Origin of the sequence: Streptomyces marokkonensis, from assembly GCF_008312835.1 — a bacterium.
Taxonomy (GTDB): Bacteria; Actinomycetota; Actinomycetes; order Streptomycetales; family Streptomycetaceae; genus Streptomyces; species Streptomyces marokkonensis_A.
The window spans coordinates 146,296-160,107 of the sequence record NZ_VSKS01000013.1 but is presented as its reverse complement, the minus strand read 5'-3'; the positions used below and the strand labels follow the sequence as shown (position 1 = coordinate 160,107).

The window sequence follows — 13,812 nt, the reverse complement described above, 5'->3', positions numbered from 1 at the left end:
CTGAGGCGTTCGGGGAGGTCGGAAGGGGGCGCGCGGCCGCCCGCGGCCGGGTGGGAGCACGCGGACCACGAAGGGCGCCGGCACCAGTGAACTGCGCCCCGCGGCGGCGGGGCAACGCGTTTTCCGCGAGGTCAGCCCCGCCGGACCCGGTCGAGCGTCTCGACGACCCAGTCGTGGAGGACGAGCCGCGGGAGGAGCCGGTGCCGGGCCGGTTCCCGCAGGCCGGTCCGCTCCGTCCGGGCGTCCCCGTGGCCGTCGGGGAACACCACGAGCCGTGGAATCCCCCCGCGGCGGCTCCGGTGGGCGGGGAGGTCCCGGACGGCGCGGTCCGAGACGCGGGGACGTCCGCGCGCACCGCCGGTCGCGGTGCCCGGAGCTGTTCCAGCGTGTACGCGGCCTCGTTCACCGCGCCATCGTCCTCGGGGACGGCCGTCGGATCAACGGCCGGCTCAGGCGACGCGCCTCCGGTCCGGGGCCGCGGGCCGCTGCGCCGCGTCCGACTCCGTCAGCCAGCGGCGCAGTACCCGGTGGATCTGCTCGGCACCGGCGAGTTCCGCGCCGTCGGCGACCGGTGCGGACAGGGCGAGCGGGGACAGCAGGAAGGGGCGGGACTGGGCGCCGCCGAGACCGCCGTGGGAGCCGATCTGCTCCTCGAAGGCGAGCACCTCGCCGTCGGTGGGGTCGTGGAAGGAGTTGACCATGATGTCGGCGGTGTGCGGGAAGGTGTGGGTGCGGCGTACGACGTCGGCGGCGCCGGGGCCGAACGCGGCCAGGGGCCCGGGGTTGTCGTCCAGCTCGTCCAGCGGGATCTCCGCGCCGTACGCGCCGAGCACGACCCCGCCGTGGCGTGCGCTGCGGACGAGGAGGAAGCCGATGCCGGGATGGTTGGCGAGGGTCGGCAGCAGCGCGGGGTGGCGGGCGTCGATCTCCTCCTTGGTCATCCGGTGCGGCACGTCCGGGAAGGAGACCAGGCCCAGGTTGCCGGAGGCGAGCACGACGGGTTCGGAGCCGCGCGGGGGGCGGTAGTGCTCGGCGCCCTCCTCGACGGGCCGGCGCAGCGCCGCGCGGACCGCCGCGCGGGCCTCCGCGCCGCTGTGGGTGCGCCCGGCGCGGCGCGGCACGGGCAGTCCGCAGCCGGCCCGCACCAGGTCCGCGAGGGTGAGGCCGTAGCGGGAGCGGAAGGTCTCGCCGGGGCTCTGCCCGTGGTCGGAGAGGACGACGATCCGGTACGGGCGGGGGGCGTGCTCGGCGACGTGCTCGATCAGGGCGAGGGCGCGGTCGAGGCGCTGGAGGACCTTGTCGGTGTCCCGGCTCACGGGCCCGGAGTGGTGGGCGACCTCGTCGTAGGCCACCAGGTCGGCGTAGACGGCGGTGCGTCCGGCCAGCAGGTCGCCCGTCACGGCGGCCACCACGACGTCCCGTTCGACGACGGTCGCGAAGGCCCGTACGAACGGGTAGAGCCCGCCGCGCGAGACGCGCGGGCGCTGCTTGCCCAGCCGGGCCCGGGTCGACTGGCCGATCTCCCGGCCCACCTCGGCGACGAAGGACAGCGCGGTGCGCACGGCGTTGGCGGGGTCGGAGAAGTACGCGAAGTAGCCCGCGCGGGAGCGGGCCGCCGGGCCGCGGCGGCGGGTGGCGATGGAGAGCACCAGGGCCTGTTCGTCGGCGCCGCCGCTGAACAGGTTGCCGCGGCTGGCGCCGTCGTCGGCGAGCAGTCCGGCGTGGCCCGCGTACTCGATGGCGCGGGCCTGGAGTTCGGCGGCGCTGGTGGGCCGGTTGCAGACCATGACCTCGCGGCGGGCCTTCTCGTACCAGCGGAAGGCGGGGACGTCGTGGTTGCTGCCGTGCAGGATGCCGAGCTGGCTGGCGCCGGTCTGGCTGGACCAGTCGGTGCGCCACGGGGTGAGGCGGTGGCTGGGCCGGTCGCCGGCGGTGCCGGTGCCGAGCCAGCGGGCGACGGTGGGCATCAGCCCCTTGCCGACGGCGTCCAGGAGCACGTCGTGACCGACGCCGTCGAGTTGCAGGAACACCGTGCCCGGGGTCGGGGGGCAGGGCGGGGCGGAGCCGCGTCTGCGGTGGGCGAGACGGTAGAGGCGGCGGCGGTAGGCGTCGTCGTCGCGCACGGCGAGGGCGGCGCCCGTGGCGGAGGCGACGGCGGACATGACCGCGGCGACCACGACCGCGGTCTCCGGGGCCGCGGCGCCCCGTTCACCGGGGTTGACCCGCAGGGCCAGCCACAGGAGGGCGCCGTTGAGGAAGAACACCAGCAGGCCGAGGACGAGCGCGGGCACGAGCAGCAGCAGTCGCACCAGCAGCGGCCAGACGAGGGCGGACAGCAGGCCGAAGGCGCCGGCGCCGAGGGCCGCGGTGACCGCGATGTCGGTGGCGCTGTCACCGTCGGCCGAGCGCAGCCGGAAGTCCGGCAGGATCCCGGCGAGCAGCAGCATGGTGAGGGTGGAGACCACCCACACGGCGACACTCCGCCCGATCTGACTGGCGACCCGTCGCCAACGCCCGCCACCCACGCCCCGCACACCTCACGTCCCGGCCGGTTCCGACCCGTATCACCCTGTCACAACGTCCGGAGCAGGCGTTTCGTCCCCGGCGGCGCGGTCCGTCGGCGGCTCAGCGGCCGTCGTAGCCGGCGGTCGGCATCGACAGCCGGCGGTGCACACGCGCCTTCATCGCCGCGTCGTACGACGGTTCCGCGCGGCCCACCGTCTCCACGCGGACCCCGCGCCGCGCGCACTCGGCGGTGAACTCCTCCACGGAGGACAGTGCCCGTTCCAGTACCCGCAGGCTGGGTGCCACGAACAGATCCGTGCCGGGCCGCACACCTTCCCACAGCACGCAGTGGTCGGGCCGCAGTCCCCGCACGAGCAGTTCCCGCGCCACCACGTAGCCCTGCTCGGTGGCCCAGCGGGCGCACATGGCGTGCTGGCTGCGCGAGTCCACCAGGAAGGGATCGGCGTCGAGTTCCTCCAGCGGCGTCAGACTCGCGATCGCCGTCACCCGCACCGCCCCCATGGCGTCCCCCCTCACCTCCGGTTTTCGCCGCCGACCCTACTCCTGCGCGTAGGCTTCGGGGAGTCGCGCGAAGGAGGCGAAGAGGTGCCGGTGGAGGTCACGTGGTGGGGTCACGCCACCTGCACGGTCGAGGATTCGCACACCCGTGTGCTCACCGACCCCCTGTTCGCCCGCCGGCTCGCGCACCTGCGGCGCCGGCGCGGAGCCGTGCCGCCCCCCGAGGCCCGGCACGCGGACGTGGCCCTGGTCTCCCACCTGCACGCCGACCATCTGCACGTGCCGTCCCTGGCCCGGCTCGCCCCGGGCACGCGCCTGCTCGTGCCCCGGGGCGCGCGACGCGCGGTGCCGGGGCTGCGCCGGCTCACGCATCTCAGCGTGAGCGAGGTGGCACCCGGCGATGTGACCACGGTCGGGAGCCTGGCCGTACGTGCCGTGCCCGCGCGGCACGACGGGCGCCGGCTGCCGGTCGGACCGCACCGCTCCCCCGCCCTCGGCTATGTCCTGGAGGGTGAGGGGCGGACGTACTTCGCCGGGGACACCGGTCTGTTCGAGGGGATGGCCAAGGAGGTGGGGCCGGTCGACGTGGCACTGCTGCCGGTGGGCGGCTGGGGACCGTACCTCGGGGAGGGGCACCTGGACGCGGGGCGCGCGGCCGAGGCGCTGGCCCGGCTGGGGGCGCCCAGCGCGGTGCCGGTGCACTACGGCACGTACTGGCCGATCGGGATGGACGCCGTGCGCCCGCACGAGTTCCACGCTCCGGGCCACGAGTTCGAGCGGCTGGCGGCCCGGCACGCCCCCGGGGTGACCGTGCACCGGCTCGGGCACGGGCAGAGCGTGCGCCTGGAGGTCGCGCGGTGATCTTTCCCGCCGCCATGGGCCAGGCGGCCGGTGCGTCCCTGCCGACGGTGACCTCGCCGTCGTACATACCGGTCGTGGCGCCCGAGTCCACCCAGCAGGTGATCGGGTATCCCTCGCTGTTCCTGCTGGTGCTGATCGGGGCGCTGGTGCCGGTGGTGCCGACGGGCGCGCTGGTGAGTTCGGCGGCCGTGGTCGCCGTCCACCGGACGGCGCCGTTCTCGCTGGCGCTGGTGTTCGTCACGGCGTCGCTGGCCGCTTTCCTGGGGGACGTGACGCTGTACTGGCTGGGGCGGCGCGGCATGAGGTCGAAGAACGGCTCGCGCTGGCTGGAGGCGATCCGGCGGCGCGCTCCGGAGGACCGGCTGGCGCAGGCGCAGCAGAAGCTCGCCGACCACGGGGTGGCCGTGCTGGTGCTGTCCCGGCTGATGCCGGCCGGGCGGCTGCCGGTGATGCTGGCCTGTCTGCTCGCCAAGTGGCCGGTGCGGCGCTTCGTGCGCGGCAATCTGCCTGCTTGTCTGGCCTGGGCGGTGACCTACCAGCTGATCGGCATCCTCGGCGGGTCGCTGTTCGAGGAACCGTGGCAGGGCGTGCTCGCGGCGATCGTGCTGACGGTGCTGATCAGCGCGGTCCCGAGCGTGTGGCGGCGGGTGCGGGGGACGGCGGCGGGATGACGTGCGTCCCCGGTCACTCCAGGACCCGGGAGGCGCCCACCGGCAGGTCCCACAGGTGCTCGCGCGGCAGCCCCTCCTTCGCCCACGCGGCGCGCACCCGGGCGAGGGGCTCCAGGACCGGCTCCGCGGAGAGGACGAACGTGCCCCAGTGCATGGGGGCCATGCGGCGCGCGCCGAGGTCCTGGAAGGCGCGGACCGCCTCCTCCGGGTCGCAGTGCACGTCGGCCAGCCACCAGCGCGGATCGTAGGCGCCGATGGGCAGCAGGGTGAGGTCGATGCCGGGGTAGCGGCGGCCGATGCGGGAGAACCAGTGGCCGTAGCCGGTGTCGCCGGCGAAGTGGACACGCCGGCCCTCCCGGTCGGTGAGCACCCAGCCGCCCCACAGGGAGCGGCAGGTGTCGGTGAGGGTGCGCTTGGACCAGTGGTGGGCCGGTACGAAGTCGAAGCGCACGCCCTCCAGTTCGGCTGCCTCCCACCAGTCGAGCTCGGTGACCCGGGTGAACCGGCGGCGGTGGAACCAGCGGGCGAGCCCGGCCGGCACGAACACCGGGGTGCCGCGCGGGAGCCGGCGCAGGGTGGGGGCGTCGAGGTGGTCGTAGTGGTTGTGGCTGATGACGACCGCGTCCACGCGCGGCAGGGCCTCCCAGGCGACGCCGACGGGCGTGATCCGCGCCGGGGTGCCGAGGATGCGGCGGGACCACACCGGGTCGGTGAGCACCGTGAGCCCGCCGATCCGCAGGACCCAACTGGCGTGCCCCGCCCAGGTGACGGCGACCGTGCGGGCGTCCACGCGGGGCAGCGGGCCGGGGGCGTGGGGCAGCCGGGGGATGTCGGCGAGACCGTCCGGGGTGGGGCGCACGGCGCCCTCGCGGGCGAAGCGGGCGAGGGCCCTGAGGCCGGGCAGCGGGGCCGTCAGCCGGTCGTGGAAGGTGCGCGGCCACACCCGGCGTTCGGCGAGCGGGCGCGGTTCGGCCGGCGGCGGGTACGGGCGGGCGGAGAAGGGCGGGCCGCCGGAATCCGGTGCCGTCCCGGCGGGGGCAGTGGTCGTGGCCGTTCCCTCGGCCGGCTCGGGCCGCTGCGTCATCGGGGGGACTCCCATCGCCGAGCGTCGTCACGGAGATCGTCGAAGACCGATGTCAGGTGGGTCAACGCGCTGCGTACCCGGGGCAGTTCCAGGGGCGCGGGCGAGTGCAGGCACTCCGCGCGCCCTTCGGGGGTGTCGCCCATCAGAGGGGCGGTGGACAGCCGCACGCGCGGCGCTTCGAGCTCGTCGCCGAAGCGGTGACCGCCCGGCGCGGGCATGCCGAGCCGGGCGGTGAGGAAGTCCTCCAGTTCCTGGGCGTCCCCGACGCCGTGCGCGGTGAGCGCGGGCGCCAGGGGCGTGAGGTCGACGTACAGGTGCCGGCCGCAGCGCGGGGGCCGGGACAGGGCACCGGCGGCGACGACGGCCCGGTGCGCGGCGGCGGCGAGGCGCGCGTGCAGGCGCACGGTGGCGGCGACGCGCGTGGTGACCGGTTCGGGCTCCGACAGCGCGTACACCGCCGCGGTGGCGACGGGGGAGGCGACGCGCGCGTCGAGTGCGGTGAGCACGTCGAGCACGCGCGCGTGCAGCGCGTTCCCCTCCTCGCCGGCCGGGAAGCGGGCCACCGCGGCGGGCCAGCCGGGCGGGAGCAGGGCGCCGAGCAGGTCGGTGACGACCGTGACCCGCTCGGGCAGCATCTCGGCGGGGCTGAGCAGCACGGTCCCGTGAGGGTCGTGCAGGGTGTCGCGCCATGTCTCGTCGCTGACCAGGTGCAGCCCCTCGCCGACGGCGGCCTCCACGGTCTCGTGCAGCAGTTCGGGCGGAGCGACGGTGGCGGTGGGGTCGTCGGCGACGGAGAGCACCAGCAGGCGCGGGTCACCGCCCTCGGCCCGCAGCCGCCGCACGGTCTCCAGCAGCGCGTACGGATCGGGCACGCCGCCGCTCTCGGCCGGGGTCGGCACGTGGAAGGCGGGCCTGCGCAGCAGCCGGGCGTAGGGGGCCCACCACGCGGCGCAGGGTCTGGGTACCAGGACGTCGCCGCCGATGGCGGCGGTCAGGGCCACCAGCAGCGCGGGGGCGCCGGGGGCGACGGCCACCCGGTCGGGGGCGGCGGGCAGTCCGCGCCGGTCGCCGTAGCCGCACGCGGCGTCCAGCAGGGCGGGGCCCCCGCCGACCGGCTCCGCACCGGCGCGGGAGGCCGCCGCGGCCAGGACGGCGGCCAGCTCGGGCAGGACGGGGAGCCCGTCCTCGGGGTCCGGCGGCCCGAAACGGACGGGGCCGTGGCCTTCCGGATCCGTCCGCCGCATCCCTACCTCCGCGCAGTCCGTGGCGCCCCGGCGCTGTGCCCCGGCGTCCGCTCGTGCCGTCCCTCGGCCGGTCAGTACCCAGCGTGCCGCGTGCCATGACTGCGGGCCGGGGAGGGGCGACGGCTGTCAGGCCTCCGTCCGGTTCGTGCGGTCCCGGTACAGCCGGTGGGCGGCGGCGCCGAACGCGCCCGCGATGAGCAGCCCGCCGGCGGCGAGGGCGGGCACGGAGTCGGTGAAGGCGCCGCCCTCCCCCGCGTGGACGCCCTGGGGCACGGGCGTACCGGCGCAGTGCGTGCCCTGGGAGGCGGTGGCCCGCGGTTCGGGGGTCCTGGGACCGGCCTTCCCGGGAACGGCGGTCCGCGACGCGGCGGGCCCGTACTCCTCGCCGGGCTCGCCCGGCTCCGGGGCGGGGATCCCTGCGGCGTCGGGCACGGCGGCGTCCGGTGCGGGACGGCCTGGTGCGGGTTCCCCGAGCGTTTCCGGCTCGAGGGCCTCCTCCTCGAGCGTTTCCTGCTCGAGTGCCTCCTTCCCGAGGGTGTCCGGTTCGACGGCCTCGGGCCGGGCGGCGCCCGGTGCGGTGCTGCCGGGGCTGTGTCCCTCCCAGCCGTGCCCCCCGGGTTCCGGGCAGGGCGCGTGGGAGGCGGTGCCCCACGACGGCCCGCTGCCGGGGGCCGTTCCCGCGGACGCGGCCGGTGCGAGCGCGCCGAGGACGGTGCCGGCGACGGCGGCGAGGGACAGGGCACGGGCGGTGCGGCGCATGGTGCGGGCTCCTTCGAGCGACGGCGGGGGCACGGTTCCCGGCTGCCCCACAGCCATCACAGCCCGCCCGCCGTCCGGCCGCGCGCGGCCGGACGCCATTGGCGGCATCCGGCGCACCCGAGCGGGTGAAGGGCGCGGCTACTCCTCGCCGGTGTCCCGCATGGCGTGCTCGCGCACCCGGCCGCAGCAGCGGCTGATCAGGCGGGAGACGTGCATCTGCGAGATGCCGAGCTCCTCGGCGATGCCGCTCTGCGTCATGTCGTCGAAGAAGCGCATGTAGAGGATGGCCCGCTCCCGTTCGGGGAGCGCGGCCAGCCCGTCCTTGACGGCCTCGCGGTCGACCACGGTGTCCAGCGCCGGGTCGGGTGCGCCGAGGGCGTCGCCCAGCGAGTAGCCGTCGTCACTGCCGGGCAGCTCGGCGTCCAGGGAGAGCGCGCTGAAGCTTTCCAGCGCCTCCTGACCCGCGCGGACGTCCTCCTCGCTGAGACTGGTGTGCTCGGCGATCTCGGCCACGGTCGGCCGGCGGCCCGGGATGCTCTGGGAGAGGTCCTGGGAGGCGTGCCGGACGCGGTTGCGCAGCTCCTGGACCCGGCGCGGTACGTGCAGGGTCCACATGTGGTCGCGGAAGTGCCGCTTGATCTCACCGGTGACGGTCGGCACGGCGTAGCTCTCGAAGGCGTTGCCGAGCCCGGGGTCGTACCGGTCCACGGCCTTCACCAGGCCCAGCGCGGCCACCTGGCGCAGGTCGTCGAAGCTCTCGCCCCGGCTGCGGAAGCGTCCGGCGAGGCGGTCCGCCATGGGCAGCCACGCCTCGACGATCTCGTCCCGGAGGGCGTCGCGCTCCGGCCCGTCGGGCAGTGCGGCGAGCCTGCGGAAGGCGGCCGCGGTGTCGGGGGCGTCGTCGTGCGGGTGGTGCTTCGCGCTCGCTCGGGTCGGCATGGTGCGTCGCCACTCCCTCGGGGTGCTCGGGGACGGAACAGTCACCGTGGCGAACGCACTGAACGGGGACAGGCGCCCGGAGCGACGTCGTGCCGCTGCCACGGACGTGCCTCCTGTCCGAAGCACTTCAGGTGCGCATGCCCCCGCTTCACCGTCCCAAACCACCGAGTGGCGTCCGGTTCGGTGATTCGTCCTCGGGCCGGGCGGGTGGGAGCAGGAACTCCTCGTAGCGGCCCAGCATCAGGATCACGCCGAGCATGAGGGGCGGGATGAGCAGGGCGAGCACCGCCATGGCCGGTCCTTTCCAGGAGGCTCGTGGGGGGCGTGCACACCGGGTCTCCCACCGCCCGGGAGCCAAACCCGGCCCGTGACGATCCGCCGCCCGAAGCCCGTGTCGGCTTTCGCTCCCCGGGTACGCGGTGCGCACCCCGAGGCATCTGGAGGGAGACATGCAGCGAGGCAGTGACCGGCTCAGCGTCCACCGTGACGACGAGATGAAGCACGAACTGCAGGGTCTGCTGAGGTCCGGGCACCCCACCCGCACCGAGGAGTGGAACGACCCGGAGCCGTACGCCGACGACGACCCCGAGGTCGCGTACGGCCCGGTGACACCGGGCCGCGGCCCGACGTCACTGGAGTCGGTACGGCTGGACCTGGCCAGGATCCTGGGCCGCGGGGCGTTCCCCGCGGGCCCGCGCGAGCTGATGCGCGCCCTGGACCGGCGGCACGCGCCCGACGCGCTCGTCGAGGCGCTGGAACGGCTTCCGCGCCAGGCCCGCTACCACAGCGTCCAGGAACTGGCCGAGGCGCTGACCCGGACCCCGGAGACCGAGACCGCGTGAGCGGCCCGTCCGGAGTGCCGCGTCCGGACCGTCCCGCGGGGCGGCGGGCCGCGGCGCCCCGGGGGCCGGCACCGGACGGAGGGCACAGGTCATGGCCGAATTCGTCAAGGACGTGATGACCCCGGGCGTGGTCGCCGTACGCCCGGACGCCTCGATCGTCGAGGCGGCGCAGCTGATGCGCACCCAGAACATCGGCGACGTGGTGGTGGCCGACGGCCGGCTGGTCGTCGGTGTGCTCACCGACCGCGACATCACCGTACGGGCGGTCGCCGAGGGCGCGGACCCCCTCGGCGTGAGCGTCCGGTCGGTGTGCACCCCGGACCCGCTGACGCTCGCCCCTGACGATCCGGTCTCCGCGGCCGTCGCCCTGATGCGGGAGCACGCCGTGCGCCGGGTTCCCGTCGTCGAGGGCGGTCTGCCCGTCGGACTGGTGAGTCTCGGCGATCTGGCGGAGGCGCGGGATCCCGGTTCGGCCCTGGCGGACATCAGCCGCGCGGAGCCCGACACGAGCGGTGTGGCCGCACAAGAGCAGCCGAAAGCAGACGAAGGGACGTAGGACATCATGCGCATCGCATTTCTGACCGCACCCGAGGGCGTCGAGCAGGTGGAGCTGACCGAGCCGTGGCAGGCGGCCGTGGACGCCGGTCACGAGGCCGTGCTCGTGTCCACCGAGCCTGGCACGGTGCAGGCCTTCGACCACCTCGACAAGGCGGACACCTTCCCCGTGCAGGAGGTCGTCGGCGAGACGTCGGCGGACTCCTTCGGCGGGCTGGTGCTGCCGGGCGGGGTGGCCAACCCGGACTTCCTGCGGATGGACGGGAAGGCCGTCTCGTTCGTGCGGGACTTCTTCGAGCAGGGCCGGCCGGTCGCAGCGATCTGTCACGCCCCCTGGACCCTCGTGGAGGCCGATGTCGTCCGCGGCCGGGAGCTGACGAGCTGGCCCAGCCTGCGGACCGACGTCCGCAACGCCGGCGGCACCTGGGTCGACGAGCAGGTGAAGGTGTGCGACCACGGGCCGAACAAGCTGGTCACCAGTCGCAAGCCGGACGACCTGAAGGCGTTCTGCGAGAAGTACCTGGAGGTGTTCGAAGCGGAGGCCTGAGAGGGGCGGAGGCCTGAGAGGGATTCGGGCCCGGCGCTCGGCACGACGGCGACGGGGCTCGCGCGTCCGCGCGGGCCCCTTCGTCGTACCCGGGGGCAGCCGGGGGCGGAGCTCAGGTCCCCGGGGTCGTGGGCGTCGTCGTGTCCGCGGCGCTCCGCTCGCGGGCCCCCTCACGGGTGCGGCCCGCGGCCACCGGGCGGCGCGGGTTGCGGCGCAGGTACTCGCCCTCCAGTTGCGCCATCCGCTCGTTGTGCGTCCGCAGCGCGTCGTTGGAGCCGTACAGCAGTGTGTCGTGGCGCGTGCGGTGGATGGTCTCCAGCTCCTTCATGAGCTGCTGGTCGTCCAGGCGGTCGGGCTCGACTCCGGTCATCGTGGTGCCCCGCTCGTCGTGTGCGTTCATGCGGCCCGGGTACCCGCCGGTCGGCACAGGCACTACCCCGATCGGCAACCGGGAGGGAACCATGGAACTCGCATTCCTGAATCCACTCTACGAACGTCCCGGCCCCTGGGCATCCGTCTACGTCGACACCTCCCGGCACACGGAGAACACCCCGCACGAGCGGCAGCTGACGGCCCGGGCGATGGCCCAGGAACTCGCCGGTCAGGGCGCGGACGACGCCACCTGCCAGGCGGTGCGCCACGCGATCGAGGAGCTCCGGCACTCCGGCGAACCGCACGGCCGTGCCCTGTTCGCCCGGGACGGCCAGGTGGTGCTCGACCCCGCGCTGGCCCGGTCCCCGCAGCGCGACTGGGCGCAGTGGGCGCCTCTGCCGCGGGTCGCGCCGCTGCTGGAACTGGCCGGTGAGAACCCCGTGTGCGTCGTCGCCTACGTCGACCGCAAGGGCGCCGACTTCGAGCTGCGCAGCGCCCTCGGCCGGGACGACGCGGGCGGCGTCACCGGGCGCCAGTGGCCGCTGCACCGGACCGCCTCCGTCGACTGGTCGGAGCGGCATTTCCAGCTGCGGGTGGAGAACACCTGGGAGCACAACGCCGCGGAGATCGCCGACGCGCTCGCGGTCTCCCAGGAGGAGACCGGGGCCGATCTGCTGATCCTCGTCGGGGACGACCGGGAGCGGCGGTCCGTGCGCGAGCGGCTGCCGCAGCGGCTGCACGACCTGGTGGCCGAGGCTTCCCACGGCGCCGGCAGCAGGCTGCTGGACGAGGAGGTGGAGCGGATCCGCGCGGAGCACGTCCAGGAACGCACCGCCGCCGAGCTGGAGCGGTTCCTGGCCGCCCGCGGACCCGACGACGAGGGCCGTGCGGGTGCCGTCGAGGGCGTGCCGGCGCTGGTCGAGGCCGCGCGCGAGCACCGGATCGACGAGCTGCTGATCCGGCCGGACGGGCCGGACGCGCACCGGGAGGTGTGGATCGGCGAGGATCCCGACCAGCTCGCGGTGCGGCGCACCGAGCTGAAGGTCCTCGGTGAGCAGAACTCCTGGTCGGCGCGCGCGGACGACGCGCTGATCCGGTCGGCGGTCGCGACGGACGCGCCCGCGCTGGCGGTCACCGGACCGGGTGCGCGGGAGGACACGCCGGTCGGCGGGCTGGGAGCGCTGCTGCGCTGGAAGTGAGGTCCCCAGGGGGTGTCTGACACATGCCCGTGACGCCGCGGGCATGTGTCAGCCACCCCCTAGCGGACCCGTTCCACCCGGCGCTCGTCCCAGACCGGTTCCGGGGTCTCCCTGACCCGGCCGTCGCTGCCGAAGACGAGGAAGCGGTCGAAGGAGCGGGCGAACCAGCGGTCGTGGGTGACGGCGAGCACCGTGCCCTCGAACGCCTCCAGGCCTTCCTGCAGCGCTTCCGCGGACTCCAGGTCGAGGTTGTCCGTGGGCTCGTCGAGCAGCAGGGCCGTGACGCCCTGGAGCTCCAGCAGCAGGATCTGGAACCGGGCCTGCTGGCCTCCGGAGAGCCGTTCGAAGGTCTGCTCGGCCTGGCCCGTCAGCTCGTACCGGCGCAGCCGCGACATGGCGGCTCCCCGGTCCTGGGCGTGCTCCTTCCACAGGATGTCCAGGAGGGTGCGGCCCTGAAGTTCCGGGTGGGCGTGGGTCTGCGCGAAGTGTCCGGGGACGACCCGGGCGCCGAGGCGCCACCCGCCGGTGTGCGCCACGTCGTCCCCGGCGAGCAGACGCAGGAAGTGCGACTTGCCGGAGCCGTTGGAGCCGAGCACGGCGACCCGCTCGCCGTAGAACACCTCCAGGTCGAAGGGCTTCATCAGGCCGGTGAGTTCCAGCTGTTCGCAGGTGACGGCGCGGACTCCCGTACGGCCGCCCTTCAGGCGCATGGTGATGTTCTGCTCGCGCGGCGGCTCCGGCGGGGGCCCCGCCTCCTCGAACTTGCGCAGCCTGGTCTGGGCGGCCTGGTAGCGGGAGGCCATGTCGGGGCTGTTCGCCGCGGCCTGGCGCAGGTTCAGGACGAGTTTCCTGAGCTGGGCGTGCTTCTCGTCCCAGCGCCGGCGCAGCTCCTCGAAGCGGGCGAAGCGTTCCCGGCGGGCGTCGTGGTAGGTGGCGAAGCCACCGCCGTGCACCCAGGTGTCGGCGCCGGCGGGGCCGGGCTCCAGGGAGACGATGCGCTGGGCGGCGCGGGCGAGGAGTTCGCGGTCGTGGGAGACGAACAGGACGGTCTTGCGGGTCTCCCCGAGCCGGTCCTCCAGCCAGCGCTTGCCGGGCACGTCGAGGTAGTTGTCGGGCTCGTCGAGCAGCAGGACCTGATCGGTGCCCCGCAGCAGCGCCTCGAGGACCAGACGCTTCTGCTCGCCGCCGGAGAGGGTGCGGACCTCGCGCCACTGCGCCTTCTCGTACGGGATGCCGAGCGCGGCCGTGGTGCACATGTCCCACAGCGTCTCCGCCTCGTAGCCCCGGGCCTCGGCCCAGTCGGCGAGGGCCTGGGCGTAGGCGAGCTGCGCGGCCTCGTCGTCGACCGTCATGAGGGCGTGCTCGGCCCTGTCGACGGCGTGGGCCGCTTCCCGGATCCTGGGCGCGGCGACGGAGACGAGCAGGTCCCGCACGGTCGTCTCGTCCCGTACGGAGCCGACGAACTGGCGCATGACGCCGAGACCGCCGGTGACGGTGACAGACCCGCCATGAGGCTTCAGCTCGCCGGCGAGGAGGCGGAGCAGGGTGGTCTTGCCCGCACCGTTGGGGCCCACCAGGGCCATGACCGCGCCTTCACCCACCCGGAAGGACACATCGCCCAGGAGGGCCCTCCCGTCGGGGAGGTAGTACTCCAGGTGCGCTGCTTCCAGGTGGCCCATGGTGGGGATTGTGCGGGCTCGCCGACGCAGGTGGCA

The 13,812-nt window shown here is 74.9% G+C and carries 16 protein-coding genes; 6 read left to right on the top strand and 10 right to left on the bottom strand.

What is annotated here, in order from left to right; all coding sequences use genetic code 11:
- Positions 1-131: 131 nt before the first annotated feature.
- From F1615_RS35680 to F1615_RS22810, 3 genes are all read right to left on the bottom strand, one after another.
- Positions 132-269 (bottom strand): hypothetical protein, encoded by a 138-nt coding sequence (locus F1615_RS35680; RefSeq protein WP_167533822.1) that lies wholly within the window; start codon positions 267-269, stop codon positions 132-134.
- A gap of 180 nt (positions 270-449) precedes the next feature.
- A complete protein-coding gene (locus F1615_RS22815) occupies positions 450-2,534 on the bottom strand; it encodes a phage holin family protein (RefSeq protein ID WP_149550911.1) in 2,085 nt (694 codons plus the stop codon).
- Between the two features lie 91 nt (positions 2,535-2,625).
- Positions 2,626-3,027: a hypothetical protein gene (locus F1615_RS22810; RefSeq protein ID WP_149550910.1), complete on the bottom strand. Its 402-nt coding sequence runs from the start codon at positions 3,025-3,027 to the stop codon at positions 2,626-2,628.
- A gap of 84 nt (positions 3,028-3,111) precedes the next feature.
- On the opposite strand from F1615_RS22810, the gene F1615_RS22805 reads away from it, so the two are divergent.
- Positions 3,112-3,885: an MBL fold metallo-hydrolase gene (locus F1615_RS22805; RefSeq protein ID WP_149550909.1), complete on the top strand. Its 774-nt coding sequence runs from the start codon at positions 3,112-3,114 to the stop codon at positions 3,883-3,885.
- Between the two features lie 14 nt (positions 3,886-3,899).
- Entirely contained in the window at positions 3,900-4,556 is a 657-nt protein-coding gene (locus tag F1615_RS22800; protein ID WP_149550967.1) for a DedA family protein, read from the top strand.
- A 13-nt stretch (positions 4,557-4,569) separates the two neighbouring features.
- Here F1615_RS22800 and F1615_RS22795 read toward each other — a convergent pair whose 3' ends face one another.
- The 5 genes from F1615_RS22795 to F1615_RS35675 all read right to left on the bottom strand — a co-directional run bounded on the left by F1615_RS22795 (position 4,570) and on the right by F1615_RS35675 (position 8,874).
- Positions 4,570-5,640: an MBL fold metallo-hydrolase gene (locus F1615_RS22795; protein WP_149550908.1), complete on the bottom strand. Its 1,071-nt coding sequence runs from the start codon at positions 5,638-5,640 to the stop codon at positions 4,570-4,572.
- Positions 5,637-6,884 (bottom strand): aminotransferase class I/II-fold pyridoxal phosphate-dependent enzyme, encoded by a 1,248-nt coding sequence (locus tag F1615_RS22790; RefSeq protein WP_149550907.1) that lies wholly within the window; start codon positions 6,882-6,884, stop codon positions 5,637-5,639. The genes F1615_RS22795 and F1615_RS22790 overlap by 4 nt, the downstream gene beginning before the upstream one ends.
- A 126-nt stretch (positions 6,885-7,010) precedes the next feature.
- The gene (locus F1615_RS22785; protein ID WP_149550906.1) at positions 7,011-7,643 is read right to left on the bottom strand and encodes a hypothetical protein; all 633 of its coding nucleotides are present in this window, start codon (positions 7,641-7,643) and stop codon (positions 7,011-7,013) included.
- A gap of 138 nt (positions 7,644-7,781) precedes the next feature.
- Positions 7,782-8,582 (bottom strand): RNA polymerase sigma factor SigF, encoded by an 801-nt coding sequence (locus tag F1615_RS22780; RefSeq protein ID WP_149550905.1) that lies wholly within the window; start codon positions 8,580-8,582, stop codon positions 7,782-7,784.
- Positions 8,583-8,730: 148 nt separating this feature from the next.
- Complete coding sequence (locus F1615_RS35675; RefSeq protein ID WP_167533821.1) at positions 8,731-8,874, bottom strand: hypothetical protein; 144 nt, start codon at positions 8,872-8,874, stop codon at positions 8,731-8,733.
- A 157-nt stretch (positions 8,875-9,031) separates the two neighbouring features.
- Here F1615_RS35675 and F1615_RS22775 point away from each other — a divergent pair, with 157 nt between their 5' ends.
- The 3 genes from F1615_RS22775 (at position 9,032) to F1615_RS22765 (ending at position 10,526) form a co-directional block, all read left to right on the top strand.
- Entirely contained in the window at positions 9,032-9,424 is a 393-nt protein-coding gene (locus tag F1615_RS22775; RefSeq protein ID WP_149550904.1) for a DUF2795 domain-containing protein, read from the top strand.
- Positions 9,425-9,515: 91 nt separating this feature from the next.
- Positions 9,516-9,980, top strand: a complete 465-nt coding sequence (locus tag F1615_RS22770; RefSeq protein WP_149550903.1) for a CBS domain-containing protein — start codon at positions 9,516-9,518, stop codon at positions 9,978-9,980.
- Between the two features lie 6 nt (positions 9,981-9,986).
- Positions 9,987-10,526: a type 1 glutamine amidotransferase domain-containing protein gene (locus F1615_RS22765; RefSeq protein ID WP_149550902.1), complete on the top strand. Its 540-nt coding sequence runs from the start codon at positions 9,987-9,989 to the stop codon at positions 10,524-10,526.
- Positions 10,527-10,638: 112 nt separating this feature from the next.
- Here the strand turns inward: F1615_RS22765 and F1615_RS22760 are convergent, their stop codons facing one another.
- Complete coding sequence (locus tag F1615_RS22760; RefSeq protein WP_149550901.1) at positions 10,639-10,926, bottom strand: DUF6158 family protein; 288 nt, start codon at positions 10,924-10,926, stop codon at positions 10,639-10,641.
- Between the two features lie 61 nt (positions 10,927-10,987).
- Here F1615_RS22760 and F1615_RS22755 point away from each other — a divergent pair, with 61 nt between their 5' ends.
- On the top strand, positions 10,988-12,097 hold the full coding sequence (locus F1615_RS22755; RefSeq protein WP_149550900.1) for a Vms1/Ankzf1 family peptidyl-tRNA hydrolase: 1,110 nt from the start codon (positions 10,988-10,990) through the stop codon (positions 12,095-12,097).
- Between the two features lie 59 nt (positions 12,098-12,156).
- Here the strand turns inward: F1615_RS22755 and F1615_RS22750 are convergent, their stop codons facing one another.
- Positions 12,157-13,776, bottom strand: a complete 1,620-nt coding sequence (locus F1615_RS22750) for an ABC-F family ATP-binding cassette domain-containing protein (RefSeq protein WP_149550899.1) — start codon at positions 13,774-13,776, stop codon at positions 12,157-12,159.
- Positions 13,777-13,812: the final 36 nt, after the last annotated feature.

Coding starts and splice junctions, on each gene's coding strand:
- F1615_RS22810 (WP_149550910.1), bottom strand. CDS start 3,027: ATGGGGGCGGTGCGGGTGACGGCGATCGCGAGTCTGACGCCGCTGGAG.
- F1615_RS22800 (WP_149550967.1), top strand. CDS start 3,900: ATGGGCCAGGCGGCCGGTGCGTCCCTGCCGACGGTGACCTCGCCGTCG.
- F1615_RS22795 (WP_149550908.1), bottom strand. CDS start 5,640: ATGACGCAGCGGCCCGAGCCGGCCGAGGGAACGGCCACGACCACTGCC.
- F1615_RS22790 (WP_149550907.1), bottom strand. CDS start 6,884: ATGCGGCGGACGGATCCGGAAGGCCACGGCCCCGTCCGTTTCGGGCCG.
- F1615_RS22785 (WP_149550906.1), bottom strand. CDS start 7,643: ATGCGCCGCACCGCCCGTGCCCTGTCCCTCGCCGCCGTCGCCGGCACC.
- F1615_RS22780 (WP_149550905.1), bottom strand. CDS start 8,582: ATGCCGACCCGAGCGAGCGCGAAGCACCACCCGCACGACGACGCCCCC.
- F1615_RS35675 (WP_167533821.1), bottom strand. CDS start 8,874: ATGGCGGTGCTCGCCCTGCTCATCCCGCCCCTCATGCTCGGCGTGATC.
- F1615_RS22775 (WP_149550904.1), top strand. CDS start 9,032: ATGCAGCGAGGCAGTGACCGGCTCAGCGTCCACCGTGACGACGAGATG.
- F1615_RS22770 (WP_149550903.1), top strand. CDS start 9,516: ATGGCCGAATTCGTCAAGGACGTGATGACCCCGGGCGTGGTCGCCGTA.
- F1615_RS22765 (WP_149550902.1), top strand. CDS start 9,987: ATGCGCATCGCATTTCTGACCGCACCCGAGGGCGTCGAGCAGGTGGAG.
- F1615_RS22760 (WP_149550901.1), bottom strand. CDS start 10,926: ATGAACGCACACGACGAGCGGGGCACCACGATGACCGGAGTCGAGCCC.
- F1615_RS22755 (WP_149550900.1), top strand. CDS start 10,988: ATGGAACTCGCATTCCTGAATCCACTCTACGAACGTCCCGGCCCCTGG.
- F1615_RS22750 (WP_149550899.1), bottom strand. CDS start 13,776: ATGGGCCACCTGGAAGCAGCGCACCTGGAGTACTACCTCCCCGACGGG.